Genomic DNA, 23,680 nt, shown 5'->3' on the forward strand with positions numbered 1-23,680 from the left:
CTTATTGTTTCATCATTAGTAAAGCAGGTGCAGCAACAATGACCATCACCACAACGAAAATCAACACCATTGGAAATACAAGCTTGGAAGATGCTTCTTCCCCAAGGGTACGGGAAACACTTTTCCGTCTTTGCCAAAGCTCTAGTGAAAGCGATTGAAGCGCAATGACGAAGTCATGCCCTCCTCTTTTGTAATTCAGCCCCAACGTTGACGTAAATAAAGAGACTTCATGCAGCGCACAGCGCTTATTGAAATCCTCCAAAACTTTCGTAAAGGATGTATTCATTTCAAGCTCATGAACAGCAAGTATCAGTTCTTTGTATAACGGCGACTCAGCTAGCTGGGGTTTGGCTTGCACACACCGTATCCATGCTCGATTAACGGTTTCCCCTGCATTGACCAGCAGCACGATCGTGCTTAGAAATTCTGGTAAATCCAGGATCATCCTCGTATGTTTTTTGCGAATTTGCACATCTAGATCACGCACCATAAGTAAGGGCATTCCAATGGCAAGCAGCACGCCAAAAACAATAACTGTGCCGTCCCCACCAGCTACTAGTGCCAATATTGCCATACCAAACAGACTTATCACACTCGCAGATAAGAGCTCAGCCATAAACCACTTGCTGCCATGTGAGATTTGGTTTCTGCCGTATAGGACGGTAATTTTGTGATGGATACTCGAAGTGAAATTCGGAAATTTCTCCATCAATCTCAGTTTATCAATGAGATAACAACTGTAAGGGGCTAATCGTTTTAACCGAAACGGATTTTTCTGATCCTGGGCCATACTACACCTTAATATTCATAATTTTTTGAGTGATCACGTAACAAACACATAACAGAAGCAAGCAAATGGTCATAATGACAATCCCGCTCCCCCTATAAAGTGGTTCCATATAATCCGGCGAGGAAAAGGCCAAAACAGCAACAATCACGACTGGTGCAACAACTAGAACGCGAGATTCAAACCGCTTTTGAGCTACCATAACCGCGATCTCTTGCTTAATTTCCAGCTTCTCAGCAATAACCGTAGCCGTCCGCTTCATGACCTCCACGAGATTGCCTCCCGTTCGTTTACAGGTTAGAAACACATCCGTAAAGCTTTGAATATCTTCTAGGTGACTTCGATCTGCAAAATGTTTAAGCGCCGCCTCGATGGGCTCGCCATTTTCTAACTTTCGGCAGATCATGCCGAACTCCACAACGATCAGACAGGCCGGATCGGGGTATAACAGTTTTAAGTCTTCCCAGGACTCACGGAACGCTGACTCAATTGATTTACCGACTGTCATGGCGGAAGACAGACAGCTTAATGCTTGTTTGAACTGTACATAAAGCAATTGTTTGCGTTTATGAATTACTTGCATTCGCCTTACCTTCGGAAAGAACAATCCCGATGCTGCTAACAGGGAAGCAAGTATGACGTTTTGGTAAAAAATGAATCCGATCATGAACGCTGGCAGGGCAAGCATTAGAATGGCGGTACCTTTTTCCTTGGAGGTTAATTCGTACTGGTTATAATCGATGGGGCTATTCGGGGACTGCGGGAAAGTTGCTTGAGGTTTAAATGCCCTTGCTGGGCTGCGCTTTCTCTTATCAACATATATCATGACGAGCCAACTCCCACCGCCTACCACAAGGACCCATAACCAAACCATCATGCGGTCACACTGCCTTCTACTTGTTGATTTAGCCAAGCGGGCAACTGCTTGCCTGCCATTCTAATTTTGTGGAGATTAATAAGTGGCTGGCCTGTGTACCGAAGTTCTCCCTCTACTCGGCTATCCAATGTGTCACCTGTTTCTTCAAAAAGAAATAATGGAATCAGCTCAACCTCGCCATCCTTCAATCCTGCAACCTGATGGATCTCAGTAACTTTCCTCGTTCGATCCCTCAGCCTTGAAATATGGATGACAATATCCAGCGCAGATACAATTTGTTTCCGTATGACTTCAATTGGCAGCGGAGCTGCGCTCAGTACCATCGTCTCCAGCCTGCTGAGCATATCCTTCGAGGTGTTTGCGTGCCCAGTACTTAAAGAGCCGTCATGTCCAGTATTCATCGCAGCAAGCATATCTAAAGCTTCTGCGCCCCTCACCTCCCCTACAATAATTCGATTGGGCCGCATTCTAAGCGAAGAGCGAATTAATTCCCGAATCGTAATCGCGCCCTTCCCTTCGGTATTGGCATTTCTTGTCTCCAATCGGACGAGGTTTGGTACATTCTGGATCTGAAGCTCCGCCGAGTCTTCAATCGTGATAATGCGTTCATGCGCTGGAATCCAAGCACTAAGTGCATTCAAGAACGTTGTTTTGCCAGACCCTGTTCCACCGCCAACGAATACATTAAACCCAGCCTCCACCATCATTCTCAGTATTTCTGCAGCATCCGCTGTGATACTTCCCATCTCGATTAAATCGCTCATCATCATTGGTTTCGCTGGGAATTTACGAATGGTTAATGTCGGCCCACTTAATGAGGCTGGCGGCAAAACAATATTGACCCGGGAACCGTCCTGTAATCGGGCATCTACGATCGGGGATGCTTGATTCACGATGCGATTCACTTTGGAAACGATCATTTGAATCAAATCCTCCAACTTCTCAGCACTTTCCAGTTCGAAGGGATATCTTTCCACAGCTCCTCTGCGTTCATAAAAAATACAAGTATGACCATTCACCATTATTTCCGAAACAGTTGGATCATCGATCAGTGGCTGCAGAATATCTAATCCTCTAAAACTGTCAAATAAGCGTTTGATACCCGTTTGCATCTCACTCGATGTCCATCCGCACTCTCTGGCGGCACGAAAAATCGTCTCCTCAATATGACCCAACAGTTGAGAATCACTAAGCTCATGGGAAAGATCTAAGCTTTCTTTTATCTCTCGTTTCAAGTCATGAAACAGCTGTTGATCCAACTTCCCCCCTCCCTCCTTCCACAAAGGAAAAGATCGATTCTTGCTGCGAAATGGCATGCAGCATGCCTGCTACTTGCTCAGCAAACAAGTCGGATTGCCAAATTTGCTCCGGAGCATGGATGGTCTTCCACTCGGGCATATATGGGAGTTGATACGTTGGCTTTTTCCCTAGAAAATCAAAATCATTAATGGTCTTCCCTCGCCACTGCGTCATCACGAAATGAATGTGCGGATAATCGCTCATTTGCTTCAACATGGATCTTGTTTTGACAGCATCCTGCCAATCATCGTGGAGAAGCCAAACAATCGTGTCGCTCATCTCTAGACTTTTTAGGATTCTCGGGTGGACCGACGATTCTAAATCTAGGATGATCGTATCGTACGCGGCCAAGTCGATGATCGCATGAAGCAGTTCTCGAATATGTTCGCCATTCATTTCTTGCATTTCTCGCATCTGCTCATGGGGAGTTAGGAAATCGAAACGCAATCGGGCATCGTGCGATTTGAGCTGCCCCAGCTTTGCACCGACAAGCGCTGGTGAAGTTTTCACATAGTAAAGGAGCTGAGACATGTGCCCCGTTTCTCCTTGCAGCCATTGCGATGCTGCACTTACATTTTCCAAGCTTAAATAGAAAACGCGCTCCCCGCGAAATGCTAATTGCTTCGCCATATGTATGGCTGTAATCGACTTCCCGATATGACCACTAGCGCTGAAAACAGAAATCACCTGTGTTTTGCGATCCATTGCTGGACGTCGTTCAAACTGGCTCCCTTTCATGTAAAGGGTTATCAGACGAGAGACCAAAGATTGCAGTGGTTGAAAACGAAACAAGAACGGATGCCCAGCATCTGTTGTGTTCGAATTTGCTATGTTCTGACTTAGAAACATACATGATAACGATGTTCGATGATGTTGAAAAAGCGGATAGTAAGACTCCGATAGCAGCAATATACCTTGGATATTCGAATCTTCACTGAGTTGAAGCAGCAACTCAGGCTTGGAGAACAATTTTACATACAGTTGCTCAGCAAACGCTGTTGAGCGAATGAAATCTGTTAAACGCAAGATGTAATCACGATCATCATCTAGGATGTATACGTGAATTTTGCTCTTATTCATATTCATGTTCATGTAGTACCCTCCTAACAACGCTAGCCCACTAACTTGGCATAAAGCCCTGAACCAATCAATACTGCCCCCATCATGGCCATGACAATCGCCAAACGATTAATCGTTTCGGTTCTCAAAACGCTCACGCTATCCCCTCCTCCGACTATTAGTAGAACAATAAAAAAAGCACTCGCCGACGATAGAGTTTCCTCTACAGTCAGCGGTGCTTCCGCTTGTCCATCTTTCAATTTAACCAAATTGTACCACATTTACCTGAAAAATCAACACCTGATTATTCGCTTTTTTCCCACGGATATTTCATCGTAAAAAAGCTAGCCAGCTTTTTACTCTCAACTCTGCGAAGTCGACGCATTTCTGCGCGGTTTGGCGCGGATTCGTGAAGCTTAAACTCTTCTTCAGTTTCCGGTATGACATCCGGCACTTCGACTGGCACTTTATTTTCATCCAACGCAACAAAGGTCAGAAAGGAAGTCGCGGCAATTTTCCGCGTGCCCGATTTCAAATCCTCCGTCACAACCTTTACGAATACTTCCATGGAGCTTTTGCCTGTCCACGTTACGAAAGACTCTAAACAAACCGAATCCGACGTATGAATCGGTGACAGGAAGTCAACCGAATCCGTTGAAGCCGTCACCACCGACCTGCGACAATGCTTATGCGCGGCAATCGATGCGATATCATCAATATAAGACATCAGCTTGCCGCCAAATAGTGTATTATGATTGTTTACATCAGTAGGAAAAATACGCGATGTTTTGAAACATCTGGATTCTCTAGAATATCTCGGCTCCATGCCAGTTCCCTCCACGTCATTACTTGCAAAATATGACTCATCATACCATACTTCTGGCTAGTTTTGGTTATAACTTGGACCTCGAACATAATATAGTAATACAAGCTTATCAATGTGATGGAGGTGTTTCGATGTTTACGTTCATAATCGTATTTCTGATAACGTATGCGCTTTTCTCGATTTCGGGTGTGCTGTTCCCAACGGATCGACCTTATTATGCGGCCTTGAAAAAGCCAAGCTGGACCCCTCCTGCCCCATTATTCGGCATCGTCTGGGCTATTTTGTATGGATTGATCTCTGCATCAGTTGCTATCGTGTATATGAAAACCGATCGATTTCAGCAAGCATCCTCGAGCTATATGCTCATATTACTGTTGAATTATGTTGCGAATCAAGCTTTTAGCTTCTTCGAATTCAAGTTAAAGAACTTGCGGCTAGCCTTTTTAGATTCGGCTCTCGTGGCGTTCACAACGTTCATGCTGATCTACGCAACAATCCCTTATTCTAAGTTAGCCGCATGGCTATTACTGCCTTACTTGTTGTGGTCCTGCTTCGCAACCTTATTGGCTTGGAGCATTTATCAACTCAACAAAGGGACTACACATGCCTATTAAACCAGTTTAAAAGCGATTTCTTATACGGTTTCCCCCACTTCATTAGGAGCTCGTTAGGGACGATTTCACCAAGGATGGGGTAGAAAGCTTTGAATATTGCATGCAAATAAGGAGGCCGATCTTGGATACAATCGCCTTTCCAATTCGCTTGTAACACCTCTGAACGAGGTAATTCGGGAATGGTGCATAATGGAGCGGACGGCCATGCTTCGTGCCATTCCTTTTTAAATTGGCTAGGGACGGTTCCGTTCACGATTACATGCACATTTTGACCTCGATTTTGGTAAGACATTAATTGTTCAAGATGCCTTCGTGAACTAGGTCGATTGCACTTTCCGGGCGAAGCATCAACGACCACGAGGATACGATCTGCGCGATAACATAGCTCCTGCACCGCAGGATGTTCCCAATCCGTCGATATGTCCCATAGGACAATCGGCTTTTTCACGAGATGAAGTAATTTGAAGGCATCTGCCGTTTGCCAAGAGCCTTGATAGCCGTCAGGTGGAATTGGAACCCAAGTGGTAAAACCATTTTTCCAAGTTGGTGTGATTGCCTGGGAGGGATCATGCATGTGTTCGGAGAGAAATGAATAGGAAGATGGCGCATGTTGATCACCGTATAGCAGCATATAGAGATCAGGCTCGATAGTTGGTTGTTCAACGAGTGCATGAGGGATTGATAAGGCATGAAAAATTCGAGCAAGTGAAATTGCAGTGAAAGTCGAGCCTACCCCGGCGAATAATCCCCCGATAATAATTAATTGATCTGACACATGGGATGAGGCAGTATGTGAAGACTGTCTAGAAGTTGATATGTCGTGGAAAAGAGGATGTGGATCAAGTAGCTGAAGGCGTTGTTTCACTTCCAAAGCGGTTTGGCAGCGATGTTGCGGAGATTCTTGCAAAAGTAAGTTCACAGTACTTCGCAGCTGCTCTGGTATTCCATCACGAAGCTGCTCGAGTGGTTTCACGTTTAAATAGGCATATTGTCCACCTGACAATAAGTAATACAACATGGAGCCGAGTGTATACAAGTCTGTCCGCGCATCCGTTTGCCCTCCCACATATTGCTCAGGAGCAGCGAATCCGACGGTTCCCATTTGCATAGTATCTGAGGCTTGGCCTTGCTTGAACTGACGAGCAACACCGAAGTCGATTAATCGAACTTGATTGTGAGTGTTGAGCATTACATTTGCTGGCTTTAGATCGCGGTAAATGATGGGGCGTGGTTGGAAGGTATGCAAATAGTGGAAAATATCCAGCAGTTGAAGCGCAATGTGAACAATCAAATCCACAGTCAGATGACGTGCCTTTTTCTCAAATAAATCCTGAAGTGTAGGCCCCTCTATGTAATCCATCACGAGATAGCCCTTGCCTTGCTCTGTTATAAAATAATCCACTAATTGCGGCAGCTGCGCATGCCCGAGCTTCGCCAGCATCTCCGCTTCCTCCATGAACGAGGCGGAATCAGACAGCGAGCAATCAACTTCCTTGACCGCCCATCGCTTGCCGATTAGTTTCCGATCTTTAGCCAGATACACGCGACTCATGCCTCCCTGCCCGAGCAGTGAGATGAGTTGGTACCTGTTGCCTATAATGACGTTGTTCCATGGTGATCGTTGATTCACAATAAACAGAAAACCTCCTCTTCGTTTCAAGCCCATATGTTCTTGATTATAAGGGAGGTTCACTGGAAAATCTATGTATTTTCCCAAAAATTATATTTTCTGCAAGTAGAGTGTCAACTCTTCACGATTGTGAAAGAGCTGTTTCGCTTTTAGCAAAAAGAGAGAATCTTCAAAGATACGCAAAATATCTCGCACCGTCTGGAAAGGCTTCTTATGCATGAGTTTCACCGTAATAATCGCCGTGCCTCCACTTTGCAAACCGTACAGCAAATCCGCTACGAGACGTCCCATTTGCCTAGGATCCCAGCTCATATCACAGACAAGCAGATCGAACTCATTGTCGCGCAGCTTCACGTCACCAGCGTTTTTCTTCAAAAAAGTAAGCAGCGGATTACCCAGTAAGCGAGGATTCAGCGCAGCTGGATCGATTGCCGTCACTTTGAGTCCACGCTCTAGCAATAAGGACGTCCAACCGCCAGGCGCGGCACCTATATCTATCGCTTTGCGAGCGATGCTGAAATCAATACCGAAACGTTGTTCAGCTTCTAGCAATTTGAATTTGGCGCGTGATATTTGGTCTTCCTCTTTCATGAATCGAATAGCACCGCCAGACCAATCCGACAAGTTCTCCTGAGGCTTGGATATACCAACAAAGAGCTTTTTCGCGCTGATATAGACGGAAATGATGTGATCCGCATAACGAACGACAGGCTCAGCCTGACATTCAGAAACGAGAATTTCATCAATCGCTGCTTTGATTTCAAACGGTGCATACGGCACATCCGCTCGCTCTTCTTTACGAATTTGCGTAGCTATTTTGTCGCCAAGGCTAAATAATCCTTCGCGATAAGCGTTTCTCATCCACTCTGTCAAATTCGCCAAATCCCCATCTGTACGAGTCAACTCCCACTCTTGATGGACAGGCTGAAGATGCCTAAGGAAAATCGGTTCATTTTCCATCAGCGTTGGTATCACATCAACCGTTTCGTCAGGAACATGGAAGATGAACACCTCGGTGGGTACTAATAAAGTAAATTTGGTAGTTGGAAATAATTTGCGCAGTTCATCTTGTGCATATTGCGCAAACCCATGATTCGAGGTCCCAATATAGGTGTTTAAAAGTGTCATAGCCGCATCCTTTATATCATCTTCGGTCTTGTTCTAATAAGTTTCTTACAAGTTACATGGCTTACTTAGGGTCAATCACTTTAATCCATGGACGTCCTTGATACCACTCCAAGACGATATCGATACCGAACGCTTGGTGAATATTTGCTGGAGTTAGAACTTCCTCTTTGCGTCCAGCAGCAATAATTTCCCCTTGCTCAATAATGGCAACATGCGTAAATAACGGCATGATTTCTTCGATATGATGCGTGACATACACAACGGTGATGTCCTGTTTGCTCAAATCATTCACATCCGCCAGAAACCGCTCACGCTCGTATAAATCCAACCCTGCTGCAGGTTCGTCCAAAATGAGAATCTCCGGTTTCATCATCAAGGAACGGGCCAGCATCACTTTCTTACGCTCACCTTGTGAAAGGCTGCCAAGCGTCTGATTCGCAAGATGTGGAATGCGAACGCGTTCCAGCATTTGAAGCGCACGTGCCGTTACTTCCTGCGGAATTTCCTGGTAGAAACGCAAAAAGGCATATTCACCCGTTGCCACGACCTCATGAACAGGATCTCCCAAGTTTAATTTTTCGAGGAGCGACTGGGAAATATACCCGATTTTTTTACGAATTTCTCTAACGTCACACTGCCCATAACGATTCCCAAGCACATCTACCGTACCACGGCTCGGAAATTCGTATCCGTTCATCAGTTCAAGCAGCGTAGTTTTACCTGAGCCGTTACGGCCCAATATGACCCAGTGTTCACCGGATTCAATAAGTACATTCACATCATTTAGAATATGGCGTTCTTCTCGGATAAAATGAATTTGTGATAAATGGATCATGAGTTCGATTCCTTTCAAATTACGTTAACTAGAATAGGTGCCTCTTGCCACCTCAAGCAGCACGTCGTCGGGTATACGATGATCAAATAGTGCCATTGCCTCTGGTTTCACGGCATATAGCATTTGATACATCTGTGTGCACGCAGAAGGGCTTGAAGTGTGAATATAAATCGTTCTCGGAAATTTGCGCTGTTGAATAAGCCAAATGACCACATCTGTACCCGTTTGCTTCGACATCCAGCCTAAGTCATGATCCAAGGAAAGGATATCCACTTCGCACTCTTGCAGTAAAGTAATGCATTCATTGGCGTCTTTCGCTAACGTAAATCCTTGAGGACAGGGACGCGAATCATCTAAGTATACATGAATCATCTTCACTTTTCCTTTCCATGCAACGATTGTACAAGCGCAATCTCATCCCGATGTGTCCCATCCCATCCAGCGCCTGTCTCAAGGACGATTGGTATTTCTTGTAAAAATGGCGATGCTAATAGCGTTCGGAAGTTATCGAGACCGATGTATCCTCTACCAATATTGGCATGCCGATCACGTCGTGAGCCGCACGCATACACAGAATCGTTCAAGTGAATCGCTTTTACATGAGGCAAATAGTCCAATTGCGCCCCTCTTCGCTCTAGATCGGACCAATCCGATCCTTGCCATAATCGACTGGCAAAAGCATGGCAGGTATCCATGCAGAACCCAATAGTCTCCGGTCGAAGACAGAGCTTGCGAACCTGCACCATTTCTTCCATGGTCAATCCTAATTGAGCGCCTTCGCCTGCCTGATTTTCAAGAAGTATCAGCGAAGCTCCGTTATAGCCCTCTGTGGCACTATTCAAACATTGTATTATATTTTTGTACCCTTGTAACGGGTCTTTCCCGACATATTTGCCAAAATGCACCACAAGGCCGAGGGATCCGCACGCATTCGTAATGTCTAAGCCATTTTTGATCAAGGCAACCATTAGAGCACGCTCTGGCTCATCGACTGCTGGATTCAGCGCATACGGAGCATGGCCGATTGAAAGTAGACCATGCTCCTTGCTGAATTGAGCACAGGCATGCATGTCCTGTGGGTTTGCCTCCTTCAACGCCAGACTGCGCGGATTCATTGGAAAATATTGAAACGCCTGAGCGCCAATAGTCAGGGCAGTTTTAGCTGCAAGAAGGTAGTCGCCTCGCGTTCGTACATGGGCTCCGATTCTCATGTTCCATCCGACCTTTCACGATTGACAGTGAGCACAATAGAAACATTTCCGACTGGATAGCTCAATTTGAATAATCGGGTTCCCGCAGCGTAAACACGCTTCTCCATTCCGATCATAGACGCGGCAACGATCATTATATTGACCCGTTAATCGATCACCAACAAAGAGTGGTTCCTCCATGTATCCCCCAGCTTGAATCGCTTCTCGCAGAAGTGCTTGCATGGCTTGAAAAAGTCTCATGGTATCCTCTTCGTTCAGCGATGCCACTTTTCTCGTCGGCAAAATCCCCGCTTCAAAGCAAATTTCATCCGAGTAACAATTGCCAATACCTGATAAAAAAGATTGATCAACAAAGGTAACTTTAATCGTTCCCTTCTTCATACGAAGTGCATGACGAAATTGAGCGAGATTGATTCCAAGGGGCTCTGGGCCCAATTTATGCAAAAGATCAATGACCTCATCTGGTGTGTGCACATGCAAGTAGCCTAACCGTAAGCCAATGAAATAGAGCCGCTTCTCGCCAAAATGAAGCTCAATTTGAACCGTACGATCAGGCTTCTCCTTTTCAGAACCATAGAACATCCAACCGCCTAACATGAGGTGGAGCAACAGCACGTCACCTGTCGCCAAATGAAACAGCAAATGCTTCGCCTTACGCTCCATGCGCACAATTCGGTTGCCGACTAGCTTTTGGGCAAAAGTGTCAGCGCTTATATTCAAAGACTTTGGTCGTGTTACTTCAACCTTTGTCACTGTCTCATTTAGGATTCTTCTGGATAACTGTTGACGATACGTTTCCATTTCAGGCAGCTCAGGCACGTCCATCGCTCCTTGCCATTTTTATATTTGGTATAACCAAATGGCAGAGCACCTAAACCTCAAGCCTTAAAAGCCAGAACATCTTAAATCAAGCTTTCAGCGACATAGGAAGGCCTTTCCAACTTCTTGTTTGGCTTCGTTCTAACCGCCACTTGCTTAACCGTTTCCTTTGGCGCATGTGTAGACTTCTTCTTACGAATTTTGTCCTGCAACCTGTTCAAACGTTTCTCCCAAGCATCTTCTAGCTCCGAGAACTTCCGATCCGCACGTTGCAGTGCACGTCTGCGCCAGAGCTTCGCCCACGCTTCTTCCGTATAGAAAACCGCGAGTTCCAGATTCTTCTCTTTATGCTCGTAGTACATCGCCAGCTCCAAATAGGGCTCCAATTGCGACGAAATACTTGATGGCTTCAAGAGAATAGCAGTTTTCCAAAGCTCCACTGCTCGTGAATAACGGCCTCTCTTCTTATACCAATCCGCTAATTGCATTGCTGCAATTTCCCGATCCGCAGGCGGCCGATCTGGTACTTCATCTAGTAATCTTGTATATAACCTATCGAAATAACGCTCTGCTTTAGCGATGCGATCCATTTTGTCGAGCCAAACACCGGTACGATACAGCTCTTCCAAATCAAGTTGATGAAGTTCTTCTGCACCAAAACCGCCTTCGTCCGTTTCAACATCAGAGCAGTATTCTTCGTCCATGCTATCTTCATTTGCAGGTGTCAATAACCGACCAAAATGAATCGCAAGCGCAGCCAATGTCACAATATCATGCTCATTGTGCACGAAGACTCCCTTAAGGACAGAAGGATCCTTCTCTGCTAAATAGAGAAAATACAACGCAGGTGCCATCGATCCTGGCACATCATCCACTCGTTCGAAGCCAAGTCTGGCCTCCTCCACTTTGCTCAAACGGCAGGATGGCAGCGAGTTCCGCCACAAACTACGAGCTGAATAGAGAAGATCCAGCTGCAGAAGCTCTGCATCTTCAAGAGCTAGTCGATTCAGGACGAAGCGATTTTTAAGAATCGGCCAATCGAACGTACGTCCGTTATAGGAGACGATATGAGTAAAGCGGCCGAGCAGCGCTTGCAGGTAAAGGAGCATCGCCTGCTCCTCAGCAGGGTTTCGAATGAAGAGCTGTTCCACGATGAACTGCTCATCCTCGTAGTAGCCGATGCCAACCATGAACGGCACGTTCCCTGCGCCGACGCCGAGTCCGGTCGTTTCCGTGTCGAAGAAGAGCAACTCTTCGGCCCGGACGACGGCGTCGTGCTCGTGAAAGCTGGACAGCTGCGGCGCCACATCGGCGAGGTCACTCAGCCGATATTTGCCGTGCACGCTGTCCGCGCCGTACACACGGCGCCGCATCACGAACGAGCCCCCAGGGCTCGTCGCGATATGGGCGCCGAGCTGCGCCCATTCGCCCCCCGCCTCGGGCGGGGGCGGCGGCGTTGCACTTGCCGCTGCGGGTCCCCGCAGGCGGCCGAGCCTTTCGCGGAGCCCGCTCATCGGGCACCGCCATTGAGCTGCGCAAGCAGCTCCAACGCGAGCTGCTTGCCGAGCAGACCGACCTCTTCGATCGGCCCGACGCAGGCCGGGCAGCCACTGATACAGCCGCAGCTCGTGATTAGGCTGCGCGCTTGGTCCATCAGCTGTCCGTGGACCTCGTACAGCCGATCACTTAGCCCTACGCCGCCAGGGTACCGGTCGTAGAAAAACACCGTCGGCAGCTTATTATGCACGGCCTTAACCTGCGGTACGACCCGAATATCCAGCGGGTCGCACATCAAATACAACGGCGCCAGATGCCCGAGTACGTTCGCGATCCCAAGCAGCGCATGCTGCATGTCATTCGCCGAACGTCCCTTAGCCATCTCCTCGTCAAACGTGAACCAGTAAGAGCTGGTGTGAAGCTCCTCTTCAGGCAAACGAATCGGTCCTGATCCGATGTTTTCATGTGTACGCAATCGAATTTTTTTGAAAATCGTAGGCTGCGCGTTCACCGTCACCTCGCCTAGTTGACGAAGTAATCCGCCAGTGCGCCCCTCACGGTTCACATGCAGTACTTTCAACTGAACAGCCATGCTCGCATCTGTGAAATAATCGACATTGACTTGTCGAACGAATGCCTTCTTCTCTTCGTAATCCAACTTTTCCACTTGGAATTGAATTCCCTCATGAATATAAATAGCCTCTTCGTGAATTAATGTGGGCGCGCTAAACCTATCACACTCCCCAATAACCCGGTGACCATTCGTCATATCAATAATAATAAAATTCTCTTGCGCCGCCGAGCGCAGCGAGATGTTATGCGCAGGGAAAGACTGCTCCATCCAATACCACCGATCATTCGCGTGATGGAGTACTTGTTCTTCTGTCAAATACTCCAGCACATCGGTAAGAGACTCCTCACCGAACTTCTCATGGGCTTCGAAAGGCAGCTCATACGCCGCACACTTCACATGATCGACAAGGATGATCAGGTTGTCTGGATGAATGCGAGCCTGCTCCGGCGGCCGCTCGAAGAAATACCGCGGATTCTGGATCAAATATTGATCCAGCGGATTGCTGCTCGCGACGAGAATCGTCAGCGAGGTCTCCTGCCGCCGCCCGGCACGCCCGGACTGCTGCCAAGTGCTGGCTATCGTCCCTGGATAGCCATTGAGCACGCACGCTTGCAGCTGGCCGATGTCGATGCCCAGCTCCAGTGCGTTCGTGCTCACGACGCCGCGGATTTCCCCGCTGCGTAAGCCTCTTTCAATCTCCCGGCGCAGCTTCGGGAGATATCCGCCGCGATAGCCGCGGATCGATTTGCTGCCCAGCTCGTGGCTTACGAGCTCCTGCAGGTAGGTCAGCAAAATCTCGACCCTCACGCGGCTCCGTGCAAACACGATCGTCTGGATCCCGCTTCGCAGCAGCGTACCCGCTAGCTTGCGCGTCTCCAAGACGGAGCTTTTGCGAATGCCCAACTGTTGATTGACAACTGGCGGGTTATAGAACACGAAGTGTTTTTCGCCTGCTGGAGCACCGTTATTATCAATCAACGTTACCGATTCGCCAATAAGCCGTTCTGCATGCTCCTTCGGGTTCTCAATCGTCGCGGATGCGCAAATAAACTGCGGATTTGAGCCATAAAATCGGCAAATCCGCTTTAATCTTCGAATCACATTCGCAACATGGCTGCCGAAAACACCGCGATACGAATGCACCTCATCAATGACGATATAAGTGAGATTCTCAAACAACTTGACCCATTTCGTATGATGAGGCAGTATTGCGGAATGCAGCATATCGGGATTCGTCACGACAATATGTCCTGCATTACGAATCGCCTGACGCACAGTAGGCGGCGTGTCCCCATCATAGGTATGAGTTTTCAAATCCACACCCATGTAATCGATCATTTCTTGTAATTCAGCTACCTGATCCTGTGCCAATGCTTTGGTTGGGAACAAATATAACGCGCGCGACGCATCATTTTCCAAAACCTTTTGGATCACTGGCAGGTTATAGCATAATGTTTTCCCAGAAGCAGTCGGCGTTACCGTGACAACATGCTTTCCCGAAGTTGCATGGCGGAAAGACTCCGCTTGGTGCGTATAGAGCTGGTGAATTTGTTTATGTCGAAGAGCAGGACGAATACCCTCATGTAATCCTTCTGGAAAATCAGCCAGCTTAGGATCGCGCGGGGGTATCGTGTGCCAATAGGTGACTTGAGCCATGATTTCAGGCGTTTGGCGCAGCCCTTGAATCATTTCTATCATAGAAGAGACTTTACCTGTGAAAGGATTCATCAATCGAATCTCCTTACCCATATCGTTTCTTCCATTTTACAGAATATACGTTCGTATGTCTACATTAAATCAGCTGAATCGTCATAATCGTACCGAATGCCGTCCAGCACTTCGCTTGAAACTGGAGTGGTCAATGCGAACGCTTGGTTGGCACTTTCTTGCATTTTAAATAACACTTCTTGATAATCTCTTGATCGTTGCTCTTCACTTTCATGTTTCATAGCGGTTCGTAAAGCTCTTTCGATGATTATCACATCATGGCTCGTGAAATTCATGGCTTCTCGCACCTCATTTTGGTCAACTTGTCATAACCTCTAGCTTTGCCAAATAAAGCCATGTCCATACAATCATATGAGAAGATCATAAATTCGTAATCCTGTTTCCTTTCAGGTAAAATAAGGATGAAATCGAATAAGGAGGAACTCATAATGTCCACATCTCCATCCAATGAGGTTGAAGCTAATCGCCAACCAGATCATGAAATCAACCCGCAATTCATCGAACGCTGGTCGCCTCGTTCCTTCTCCGATCAAGACGTGCCTGAAGACGTTCTACTTTGCTTATTGGAAGCTGCTCGATGGGCGCCATCGGGTAACAACAATCAGCCTTGGCGTTTTATCATCGCACGTACACCTGAGCACCTCACTGCCTTCCATTCCTTCATTCACCCAAGCAATCGTGTCTGGTGTGAGAAGGCGCCTGTGCTCGCCCTCGCTATATCTCATACGCTAACTCCGCGCGGCACTGAAAATGCAAGCCATGCTTTCGATACAGGCACAGCCTGGGGATACTTGGCACTAGAAGCAAATAATCAAGGATTGATCACGCATGCGATGGGTGGTTTCGATCGTGATCTCGCTCGCCAAACGCTGAACATTCCTAACGATTATGCCATTCATGCGGTCATTGCGATCGGCTATCGCGGTCCTGTTGATGCGCTTCCTGAGAATTTGCGGGAACGTGAAGTTCCATCCAGCAGAAATGAAGTCTCTACATTCACTTATTTCGGAAAATTCGAATAAAGATTATCGCTTGCATTGAAAAAAAGAACACTTTCGCTCACAGTCAGACCGTGAATGAATGTGTTCTTTTCATCTAAACAAATGGCGGGTCCCACGCCTTCTTATCCATACCAATCCGATCACTAACGACCTTCATATCTCGATCTAGCTGAACATCAACGCCAAAGGGAAACTTTCGTTGTTTATGCCAAAAGCGTGCATCCCGCCACTCTACGAGGTAGCCGTCATTTTTCTCTTTCCAGCTCACATGAATACGCTGTGCGAAAGTTAGGAAGGCACGAACACCTTTCGTCGACATGCTAGCTTGCACAACAGGATGCGTTTCATGTTGATTGTAATCTTTTTTGCTATATTGCTCGTGCACGATGACTTGCCCAAACCGAATTTCCCCCAAGTAAAAGCAGCAATCGCTCTCAAGTACAAATTGCCACAAGAACCAACTCAGACTGGGGACGAGATGGCAAATGCCATCTTCCCTGTTTAATGCAATTTTCACACGTTTCACATGACGATTACGCTGCATCGTACGTATGGCCATGTAGAAGATGGCGGCCGCATAAATCAGAGCAAACATTTCCCCAACATAGCTCCCACCTCCGCCGTGCCATGCAAAAAACCAAACGCCAGCGCCCAACGCATGTAAGGCGAACAAGAAGGGCTCATACAGACATAGCGTATCGAGGTGAAGCCACTTTTTCGAGAAAGGACGCAAGCATTGCACGCCATACGTATTGAATAAATCCAAACCAACATGCAGCACGACCGCAGCGAAAATCCAGGCATACAGGCTGAGCAAATGATCCCACACACCGAAAATACCTGCTAAGGGCAGCGCAAACAAGATAGGCCATATCAGTAAAGCTGGCAAGGAGTGGGTCACGCCACGATGAATTTGGACATAATACGCATATCCTTTTAACCGTGCGAAGGTATCCAAATCAGGAGCATGCGATCCCAGCAACGTACCTGCCAGGATGGCATGTGCTAAGGCTGGATCCTGCACAACGGCAGGTTCCAAACAAGCCAGTCCCGCTAAAGTGACGCCAAACAATAGATGACTCCCTGTATCCATCTGTCACGCTCCCTTTTTCTCATGCTGTTTTAAACTCGCTTGCTCTTCCCACCGTTCATGCACATTCCACCAGTAGAACCACGATTCTGGCTGTGCGCGTATAACTTGCTCCATAAACGCATTCAAGACGACATTCGCTTCGGCTCGCGCCGCTCTCGGTCCTTTTGGCACAAACGAACTGTCTGCACGCAGCAGTAGAGGCGCTTCAGCCACTAGGCGGTGCTCAAAGCCATGAACGCGATATCCATAGAAAGGTACAACGGGAATCCCCTCATCTAAGGCCAGCATTGCCGTTCCTTCCGGCGTCCTTGTCGTTCTACCAAATAACGTTGAAAGCGGAAAATTCGGTCGCCAGAAATCGCCTAGAAGAAACACAATTCCACCATCGAGAAGATGCTTGCGCAATGCTCGATACAGCTGCAAGGGAGGTACGCTGTCATAATCCAACCCTTTGCAACCCATCTCGGCAAACTTTAGATAGATCGGTCTAAGCTCTGAGCTTCCAGCAGAAGCAACCGTCAGACAATCGAAGCGATGAGCGAAGTACCGATAGTAAAGAAAGAAGTTGCCACTATGCGGCGTATATAAAATAAAGCCTTTTCCAGCCGCTATGCGCTGCGCTTCTTGTATATTTTCGTCCCCTTCGAGTTCGAAGTGAGGGATACGTGTTCCATCAACCCCAACGAGAATTTCGTAAAGGGTGAAGATGACATTTTGCATATACCCTTTCAAAATCTTTCTGAGCTTCCTGCTCGGCATTGGGCCTAATAGATCAACTAAGTTACTTTCTACTCGCATTAGGAAGCCGCGTCGGCAAAACACATACACGACATGAGCTACTCCTATACACAAGATATTCATCAGCCACAGTGGCATCCAGTGTGAAAGCCTGGTTATTCGATCAATTCGACGTGAATCTGAGGTTAATTTGGCAATCCACGCATACATGTAAAGACATCCTCCTGACTATGTGGCTAGAAAGTGACGTTTGTATCGGCGAGTGACCTTCTCTTTCTCCAAAACAATGAAGAAATCGACCGTCCCAAACAACTCATCATAAGCAGGGTCCCCAGCAATTTCCGCGCCCAGCCATTGGTAGCCTTTCATCAGTGGAGGAAGCTTTCGAAACAACTCTTTCTCGCTGCCACTCAATTCAATCTGGGAGAGGCCTGTGATTCGATATGATGGGAGGGGCTGGATACCGTAACGGTCTGTCCACACCTGCTTCAAGCGCAACAACGAATAGATCTCATTCAACGCTTCCATCTGAGCAAAATGAACCGAAGCACATCCAATAAGATGTGAGAAGCCATTCTCACTGCTATAGCCTGCAATGCCTTCCCAAAGCAATTGAATTGTTCTGCCATCCCGATATGGGGGTGCCACGCAGCTTCGACCAAGCTCTAAGGATTGTTTTTTCCGTTGCGCGTAAGCGCTCAGATCAAACTCCGTTTCCGAGTAAAAGCCAATGCCCTCCACAGCGCGGTCGCCAGGCAGGAGTCGATACGTACCGACAACCTCTTCGGTCTCGAGATCTTGCACAATCAGATGATCACAATACGCGTCAAAATCGTCAGATTCCAGCTTGCGCTCATTGAGCATCCGAAAATTGTTCTCTTCTTCAACAAAAACTTGATAACGAAGGCGCATCGCTTGCTCAATTTCACCTGTGTTGCTGGCTAGCTTGACCGCAAGCTTTGCTGGTTGTGGCGCCGTTTGCAGAGGTACTCTCATCATCTTTGCCTCACACCTCTCGACTAAAAGTTTAACAACTTCAGCATAACGGAGAATTATTTCCTGTTGATTTGCGTGTTGTAAAGATATTGTAACTTTCGTGATATCCGTCTATATAAAATAAAAAAATAGCGCAATCGCCTCCTCGGCGACTTGCACTATCCACATGGCCCCACCTATGTCTGACCCCTCGATCTATCCTTTAGGAATCATTATCTTTAAACGATTTCCATATTTCTTTAATCATGATGAAAAAGATCGCAGAGATAAAGATAGAAAGCAGCACTTCACCAAGTGTAATTTCCATACCTTCACCTCGATTACCTTTATTGCTTAGTGTATGAGGTTAGGGCAAGAAATTGACGTCTATATGCAAAAATAAGCTCCTCCCGTCTCAAACGAACGGAAGAAGCTTATTCAATCACACTTTACGTGGGATGTCGAAGCACCAGAAGTCCTTCGCCAGATAGCTGTTAGCGTGAATATGCTGCGCCTCATGCAATAATTCCGTCACGCTATCGCCCTGATAGCGCGAGCTCAAGTGCGTCATAATCAGCGCATTCGCACCTGCTTCTTGCGCCGTCCGCGCGGCATCCGTCGATGTCGCGTGGTCAAACGCATACGCGAGCTCCTGCTTATCCATCGCGAATGTCGCTTCATGGACGAGGACGTCTGCGCCGCGCGCTAGCTTTTTGGCACCCTCACAATATCTGGTGTCGCCAAGAACCACCACCACACGCCCTGGAACAGGCGCGCCAAGAAAATCCTCCCCATTCAGTGTTCGGCCATCCTCTAACTGAATCGTTAGCCCTTGCTTCAACTTGCCGAATAGCGGGCCTGGCGGCACACCAAGCTCTTTTAACTTTTCATTCAGCAGCTTGCCAGGCTGATCTTTCTCAACGATGCGATAGCCGAAGCATTCGATGCGATGCTCTAACCGCGCTGTTTCCACCAGGAAGCTCTCATCTTCGAAAATAACACCTTCATCCGTCAACTCGACGATATGCAGCGTATAGGTCAAATGCGCCCCGCTAACCTCAAGCGCTGTCTCCACGAATGCCTTCAATCCCTTTGGTCCGTATAAAGTCAACGGTGTATCTCCGCCCAAATAGGAGCGGCTCGTTAACAACCCAGGTAATCCATATACATGATCACCATGCAGATGTGTGATGAATATTTTCTCCGTGCGTCCTAGCTTCACAGGAGAATGCAGGATTTGTTGCTGTGTGCCTTCTCCACAATCGAATAACCAGTAGGTGCCACGTTCATCTAGCAAATTCAACGCAATCGAGGTCACATTCCGCTGTTTGGAAGGCATGCCTGCCCCTGTTCCCAAAAAATACAAGTCCACAAGCCCTACTCCATTCTATGTCTAACCTACGTTAAAATAACGCGCTTCTTTATGCGCGAACACAATCGCAGATACCGAAGCTTCCGGCTCCATCATGAACGATTCTGTCAGTTCAACGCCGATATCTTCCGGTTTCAACAGATTAAACAGCTTCGCTTGATCCTCCAGATCTGGGCAAGCTGGATACCCGAACGAGAACCGTTGGCCGATGTATTTCGCGCCAAATCGCTCTTGCATTGTCATATCTACGCGATCCGCAATGCCAAGTACATCACGCATGATGTGATGCACACGCTCTGCAAAGCCTTCCGCGACTTCCAACGCTGTCGCTTGAAGTGCATGGGATTTCAAGTAATCCCCTTTGTCGCGCCATTCCTTCGCCAACTCATTAATATTGTGCCCCGCTGTGACCAACAAGAAACCAACATAATCCATCTCGCCGCTGTCCACCGATTTGAGGTAATCGGCTAAGCACAAATATGGCTCTTTATCTTGACGAGGGAATGTAAACGTCTCCAGCACCTTGCTTGTATCCTGAGGGTCATAAACAATGACATCATTCCCATTCGATTGCGCAGGGAAGAACTGATACATCCCGTGTGCTTTGATAATGCCTTCATGTTGTGCTGCATACAGGATAGAATCCACAGTGTCCTTAAGCTGCAACGCTTTCGCGTCCTTGTCGCTCAATAACTGCTCTACCTTACCCTTCAGCCCAAGGTGATGACCTAAAAGCATTTGCATATTCACATATGGCATCAAATGACTAATTGGATAATCACGTAAAATATGACGTTCTGTATCCTGCGGCACCTGTACAGGCAGATCCTTGGAGACAGCGGATGAACTCACACGTGTGAGCTGAGGCAGCTTCTCTACCTTTTTACTCGTATCCAATACGTCGGATTCTAAGCTCTCACGCAGTTCCTGGATCAACCTGGCCCGTTGCTCAGGATCACTCAACTGATTTGCAATATCCAATCCATCCATCGCATCCTTCGCATAAAGCACAACACCTTCATACTCAGGCTGAATCCGAGTTTTGGTGAACTTGCGCGTCAACGCTGCGCCGCCAACGAGAATCGGCACATCCACACCTGCCGTACGCAAATCTTGCGCTGTTACGACCATTTGTTGCGCAGATTTCACAAGCAAGCCTGATAAACCGATCGCATCCGCATTCTCTCTACGGTACGCTTCAATGATTTGTTCTGGCGGTACTTTAATCCCCAAATTGACGATCTTATAACCATTATTCGATAGGATGATTTCGACGAGATTTTTCCCAATATCGTGAACATCACCTTTTACCGTGGCCAAAATAATTTTACCCTTCACCGCTGACTCGGATTTCTCCATAAACGGCTCCAGGAAGTTAACCGATGCTTTCATGACTTCCGCACTTTGCAGGACTTCGGCAACGATGAGCTCGTTATTATTGAAAAGGCGACCAACTTCCTCCATCCCCTTCATCAGTGGACCGTTAATCACTTCAAGTGGCGAATACTTCTGAAGAGCTTCTTCCAGATCAGGAATAAGCCCTTCCTTCGTTCCCTCTACAACATAGGAGCCCAATCTCTCTTCCAATGATTGGTTCGAGATTTTCTCCTTCTTCTCGACCTTCTTCTCCCGGAAATGAGCAACGAAATTCGCCAATGTCTCATCATTCGTATTGTAAATAAGCTCTTCCGCAAGTTGACGCTCTGCTTCTGGAATTGACGCATAGCGCTCCAGCTTCTCCGTATTCACAATGGCGTAATCCAACCCAGCTTTCGTACAGTGGTACAAATACACCGAGTTCAGAACCTCGCGTCCTGCATCCGGCAAGCCGAAGGAGATATTGCTGAGTCCAAGAATCGTTTTGGCTAATGGATACTTCTCTTTAATTAATTTAATCCCTTCGATCGTTTCCACCGCGGAACCAATGTACTGAGGATCTCCAGAACCGACTGGGAACATATTCGGGTCAAAAATAATATCTTCGGGATTCATCCCGTATTTGCCTGTTAACAATTCATAAGAGCGAGTCGCAACTTCAATTTTCGCTTGTCGGGAAACCGCCTGGCCGCGCTCATCAATCAAGATACAAACAACGGATGCGCCATAACGATGAATCAGCGGCAAAATACCCGCAAATTTCGTTTCGCCATCTTCCAAGTTAATCGAGTTAATAATCGCTTTACCTTGCGAATACTTCAAACCTAATTCGATGATATGGTCATAAGTTGAGTCGATCATCAACGGAACCTTCACCTTTTTGACGACCTCTTGCATGAAGTTTTCAGTCGCATACGCTTCATCAATATCCGTGTCTTGTAAATTGATATCGATCACATGCGCGCCGTTCTTCACTTGTGTACGGGCGATTTCGGATCCTTCCTCAAACTTACCTTCTTTAATAAGTCGTTTGAACTTACGCGATCCCGAAATATTCGTCCGTTCACCGACCATGATTGGTCTGTTCTCAGGCTCAATATACACCGTTTCTATCCCCGAAATAGCAGGCGGATGGGAACCATACTCCGTTCTTGGCTTATAATTCGCCAGTGTTTCCGCCATCGCACGAATGTGATCTGGTGTTGTTCCACAGCAGCCCCCAGCGATATTCAGCCAGCCCTGCTCAGCAAATCCAGCCATCTTTTTCGCCAAAGATTCTGGTGACTCGTGATAATGACCATTCTCATCTGGCAACCCCGCATTCGGGTAACAGCTGATCGCAGTTTCCGCAATGCTAGATAAGGTACGGATATGATCACGCATGAATTCTGGACCTGTCGCACAGTTTAGACCCATCGAAATCGGCTTCAAGTGCTCCAACGAGATGTAAAATGATTCAATATTTTGACCTGCCAGCGTCGTTCCCATCGGTTCAATCGTACCTGAGATCATAATTGGCAGTACTTTGCCCAGTGTTTCAAAAGCTCTACGAATCCCGATACTGCCCGCTTTCACGTTCAGCGTATCTTGGGAAGTCTCCAACAACATCGCGTCAACGCCAGCTTCCACTAACGCAAGCGCTTGCTGATAATAGCTCTCTTCCAGCTGCTCAAACGTCACGCCGCCTGTCACTGACAACGTCTTCGTCGTCGGCCCCATGGCACCAATAACATAACGAGGCCACTCAGGTGTCGAATATTTATTCGCAGCAGCAATCGCAAGTTTAGCCGCAGCCAAATTCAGTTCACGGTGGCGATCTTGCAGATCGTACTCCGCCAACACGACGCTCGTCGTACCAAACGTATTCGTTTCTATCATATCCGCGCCTGCGGCTAAATAAGCTTCATGTATTTTCTGAATGACGTCTGGACGTGTCACACATAGGATTTCATTACATCCGTCGAGATCGTCGCTCCCGAAATCTTCAGCTGTCAAATTCTCTTGCTGAATCATCGTCCCCATCGCACCGTCGAGGATCATAATCTTTTTCTTAAGCTGTTCTTGAATTGGCGGCTTGTTCATCGCAAAACTCCCTTTCAACTTTTCCCTAAACGATTAGAAAAAAAACGACAAAATATGTTAAGATTTAGTGTAACAGAATACGGCTTCTATGAAAAGATTTTGAATTATCATTAATTCCTATAGTTTTTATCGGAAATTCTTATCTCACCACATCGACA

21 protein-coding genes are annotated in these 23,680 nt (G+C 47.1%); 2 read left to right on the forward strand and 19 right to left on the reverse strand.

Going from position 1 to position 23,680, the window contains the following annotated elements; all coding sequences use genetic code 11:
- Position 1 precedes the first annotated feature (1 nt).
- The 5 genes from MJB10_RS14020 to MJB10_RS14040 form a co-directional block, all read right to left on the reverse strand.
- Entirely contained in the window at positions 2 to 709 is a 708-nt protein-coding gene (locus MJB10_RS14020) for a type II secretion protein F (RefSeq protein ID WP_314795543.1), read from the reverse strand.
- An 82-nt stretch (positions 710 to 791) separates the two neighbouring features.
- On the reverse strand, positions 792 to 1,613 hold the full coding sequence (locus MJB10_RS14025; RefSeq protein ID WP_314795545.1) for a type II secretion system F family protein: 822 nt from the start codon (positions 1,611 to 1,613) through the stop codon (positions 792 to 794).
- A 47-nt stretch (positions 1,614 to 1,660) separates the two neighbouring features.
- The gene (locus MJB10_RS14030) at positions 1,661 to 2,923 is read right to left on the reverse strand and encodes a CpaF family protein (protein WP_314795547.1); all 1,263 of its coding nucleotides are present in this window, start codon (positions 2,921 to 2,923) and stop codon (positions 1,661 to 1,663) included.
- Positions 2,901 to 4,055 (reverse strand): P-loop NTPase family protein, encoded by a 1,155-nt coding sequence (locus MJB10_RS14035; protein ID WP_314795549.1) that lies wholly within the window; start codon positions 4,053 to 4,055, stop codon positions 2,901 to 2,903. The genes MJB10_RS14030 and MJB10_RS14035 overlap by 23 nt, the downstream gene beginning before the upstream one ends.
- A 271-nt stretch (positions 4,056 to 4,326) precedes the next feature.
- Complete coding sequence (locus MJB10_RS14040) at positions 4,327 to 4,848, reverse strand: acyl-CoA thioesterase (RefSeq protein WP_314795550.1); 522 nt, start codon at positions 4,846 to 4,848, stop codon at positions 4,327 to 4,329.
- Between the two features lie 131 nt (positions 4,849 to 4,979).
- On the opposite strand from MJB10_RS14040, the gene MJB10_RS14045 reads away from it, so the two are divergent.
- Positions 4,980 to 5,462: a TspO/MBR family protein gene (locus MJB10_RS14045; RefSeq protein ID WP_314795552.1), complete on the forward strand. Its 483-nt coding sequence runs from the start codon at positions 4,980 to 4,982 to the stop codon at positions 5,460 to 5,462.
- Here MJB10_RS14045 and MJB10_RS14050 read toward each other — a convergent pair.
- The 9 genes from MJB10_RS14050 to MJB10_RS14090 all read right to left on the reverse strand — a co-directional run bounded on the left by MJB10_RS14050 (position 5,446) and on the right by MJB10_RS14090 (position 15,159).
- The gene (locus MJB10_RS14050) at positions 5,446 to 7,092 is read right to left on the reverse strand and encodes a serine/threonine protein kinase (protein WP_314795554.1); all 1,647 of its coding nucleotides are present in this window, start codon (positions 7,090 to 7,092) and stop codon (positions 5,446 to 5,448) included. The two genes, MJB10_RS14045 and MJB10_RS14050, sit on opposite strands and share 17 nt — an antisense overlap.
- Positions 7,093 to 7,182: 90 nt before the next feature.
- Complete coding sequence (locus MJB10_RS14055; RefSeq protein WP_314795556.1) at positions 7,183 to 8,220, reverse strand: SAM-dependent methyltransferase; 1,038 nt, start codon at positions 8,218 to 8,220, stop codon at positions 7,183 to 7,185.
- A 61-nt stretch (positions 8,221 to 8,281) separates the two neighbouring features.
- Entirely contained in the window at positions 8,282 to 9,055 is a 774-nt protein-coding gene (locus tag MJB10_RS14060; protein WP_314795558.1) for an ABC transporter ATP-binding protein, read from the reverse strand.
- Positions 9,056 to 9,079: 24 nt separating this feature from the next.
- Positions 9,080 to 9,427: a cyclic-phosphate processing receiver domain-containing protein gene (locus tag MJB10_RS14065; RefSeq protein WP_314795560.1), complete on the reverse strand. Its 348-nt coding sequence runs from the start codon at positions 9,425 to 9,427 to the stop codon at positions 9,080 to 9,082.
- 2 nt (positions 9,428 to 9,429) lie between these two features.
- Positions 9,430 to 10,266 carry a deoxyribonuclease IV gene (locus tag MJB10_RS14070; RefSeq protein ID WP_314795562.1) on the reverse strand — a complete coding sequence of 279 codons (837 nt, stop codon included), beginning with the start codon at positions 10,264 to 10,266 and terminating at the stop codon, positions 9,430 to 9,432.
- Positions 10,267 to 10,281: 15 nt separating this feature from the next.
- A complete protein-coding gene (locus MJB10_RS14075; protein ID WP_314795564.1) occupies positions 10,282 to 11,085 on the reverse strand; it encodes an Fpg/Nei family DNA glycosylase in 804 nt (267 codons plus the stop codon).
- A gap of 83 nt (positions 11,086 to 11,168) precedes the next feature.
- On the reverse strand, positions 11,169 to 12,599 hold the full coding sequence (locus MJB10_RS14080) for a ribonuclease H-like domain-containing protein (protein WP_314795566.1): 1,431 nt from the start codon (positions 12,597 to 12,599) through the stop codon (positions 11,169 to 11,171).
- Positions 12,596 to 14,884, reverse strand: coding sequence for a DEAD/DEAH box helicase (locus tag MJB10_RS14085; RefSeq protein ID WP_314795568.1), 2,289 nt, complete (start codon positions 14,882 to 14,884; stop codon positions 12,596 to 12,598). The genes MJB10_RS14080 and MJB10_RS14085 overlap by 4 nt, the downstream gene beginning before the upstream one ends.
- Before the next feature lie 59 nt (positions 14,885 to 14,943).
- Complete coding sequence (locus tag MJB10_RS14090) at positions 14,944 to 15,159, reverse strand: hypothetical protein (RefSeq protein ID WP_314795570.1); 216 nt, start codon at positions 15,157 to 15,159, stop codon at positions 14,944 to 14,946.
- A gap of 153 nt (positions 15,160 to 15,312) precedes the next feature.
- Between MJB10_RS14090 and MJB10_RS14095 the strand changes: the two genes are divergently transcribed.
- Complete coding sequence (locus MJB10_RS14095; protein ID WP_314795572.1) at positions 15,313 to 15,906, forward strand: nitroreductase family protein; 594 nt, start codon at positions 15,313 to 15,315, stop codon at positions 15,904 to 15,906.
- Between the two features lie 73 nt (positions 15,907 to 15,979).
- On the opposite strand, the gene MJB10_RS14100 is transcribed toward MJB10_RS14095, so the two are convergent.
- From MJB10_RS14100 to metH, 5 genes are all read right to left on the reverse strand, one after another.
- Positions 15,980 to 16,978, reverse strand: coding sequence for a metal-dependent hydrolase (locus MJB10_RS14100; RefSeq protein WP_314795574.1), 999 nt, complete (start codon positions 16,976 to 16,978; stop codon positions 15,980 to 15,982).
- Between the two features lie 3 nt (positions 16,979 to 16,981).
- The gene (locus MJB10_RS14105) at positions 16,982 to 17,926 is read right to left on the reverse strand and encodes a lysophospholipid acyltransferase family protein (protein ID WP_314795576.1); all 945 of its coding nucleotides are present in this window, start codon (positions 17,924 to 17,926) and stop codon (positions 16,982 to 16,984) included.
- An 18-nt stretch (positions 17,927 to 17,944) separates the two neighbouring features.
- Positions 17,945 to 18,715: a GNAT family N-acetyltransferase gene (locus tag MJB10_RS14110; protein WP_314795577.1), complete on the reverse strand. Its 771-nt coding sequence runs from the start codon at positions 18,713 to 18,715 to the stop codon at positions 17,945 to 17,947.
- A gap of 418 nt (positions 18,716 to 19,133) precedes the next feature.
- Positions 19,134 to 20,063, reverse strand: coding sequence for a ribonuclease Z (gene rnz, locus MJB10_RS14115; RefSeq protein ID WP_314795578.1), 930 nt, complete (start codon positions 20,061 to 20,063; stop codon positions 19,134 to 19,136).
- 21 nt (positions 20,064 to 20,084) lie between these two features.
- Positions 20,085 to 23,522, reverse strand: a complete 3,438-nt coding sequence (gene metH, locus MJB10_RS14120) for a methionine synthase (protein ID WP_314795579.1) — start codon at positions 23,520 to 23,522, stop codon at positions 20,085 to 20,087.
- Positions 23,523 to 23,680 lie beyond the last annotated feature (158 nt).

The sequence above is a fragment of the Paenibacillus sp. MBLB1832 genome (assembly GCF_032271945.1).
GTDB classification, from domain to species: Bacteria; Bacillota; Bacilli; order Paenibacillales; family NBRC-103111; genus Paenibacillus_E; species Paenibacillus_E roseopurpureus.

Coding starts and splice junctions, on each gene's coding strand:
- MJB10_RS14080 (WP_314795566.1), bottom strand. CDS start 12,599: ATGAGCGGGCTCCGCGAAAGGCTCGGCCGCCTGCGGGGACCCGCAGCG.
- MJB10_RS14045 (WP_314795552.1), top strand. CDS start 4,980: ATGTTTACGTTCATAATCGTATTTCTGATAACGTATGCGCTTTTCTCG.
- MJB10_RS14040 (WP_314795550.1), bottom strand. CDS start 4,848: ATGGAGCCGAGATATTCTAGAGAATCCAGATGTTTCAAAACATCGCGT.
- metH (WP_314795579.1), bottom strand. CDS start 23,522: ATGAACAAGCCGCCAATTCAAGAACAGCTTAAGAAAAAGATTATGATC.
- MJB10_RS14035 (WP_314795549.1), bottom strand. CDS start 4,055: ATGAACATGAATATGAATAAGAGCAAAATTCACGTATACATCCTAGAT.
- MJB10_RS14065 (WP_314795560.1), bottom strand. CDS start 9,427: ATGATTCATGTATACTTAGATGATTCGCGTCCCTGTCCTCAAGGATTT.
- MJB10_RS14090 (WP_314795570.1), bottom strand. CDS start 15,159: ATGAATTTCACGAGCCATGATGTGATAATCATCGAAAGAGCTTTACGA.
- MJB10_RS14060 (WP_314795558.1), bottom strand. CDS start 9,055: ATGATCCATTTATCACAAATTCATTTTATCCGAGAAGAACGCCATATT.
- MJB10_RS14055 (WP_314795556.1), bottom strand. CDS start 8,220: ATGACACTTTTAAACACCTATATTGGGACCTCGAATCATGGGTTTGCG.
- MJB10_RS14095 (WP_314795572.1), top strand. CDS start 15,313: ATGTCCACATCTCCATCCAATGAGGTTGAAGCTAATCGCCAACCAGAT.
- MJB10_RS14105 (WP_314795576.1), bottom strand. CDS start 17,926: ATGTATGCGTGGATTGCCAAATTAACCTCAGATTCACGTCGAATTGAT.
- MJB10_RS14025 (WP_314795545.1), bottom strand. CDS start 1,613: ATGATATATGTTGATAAGAGAAAGCGCAGCCCAGCAAGGGCATTTAAA.
- MJB10_RS14020 (WP_314795543.1), bottom strand. CDS start 709: ATGGAGAAATTTCCGAATTTCACTTCGAGTATCCATCACAAAATTACC.
- MJB10_RS14070 (WP_314795562.1), bottom strand. CDS start 10,266: ATGAGAATCGGAGCCCATGTACGAACGCGAGGCGACTACCTTCTTGCA.
- MJB10_RS14085 (WP_314795568.1), bottom strand. CDS start 14,884: ATGAATCCTTTCACAGGTAAAGTCTCTTCTATGATAGAAATGATTCAA.
- MJB10_RS14110 (WP_314795577.1), bottom strand. CDS start 18,715: ATGATGAGAGTACCTCTGCAAACGGCGCCACAACCAGCAAAGCTTGCG.
- MJB10_RS14100 (WP_314795574.1), bottom strand. CDS start 16,978: ATGGATACAGGGAGTCATCTATTGTTTGGCGTCACTTTAGCGGGACTG.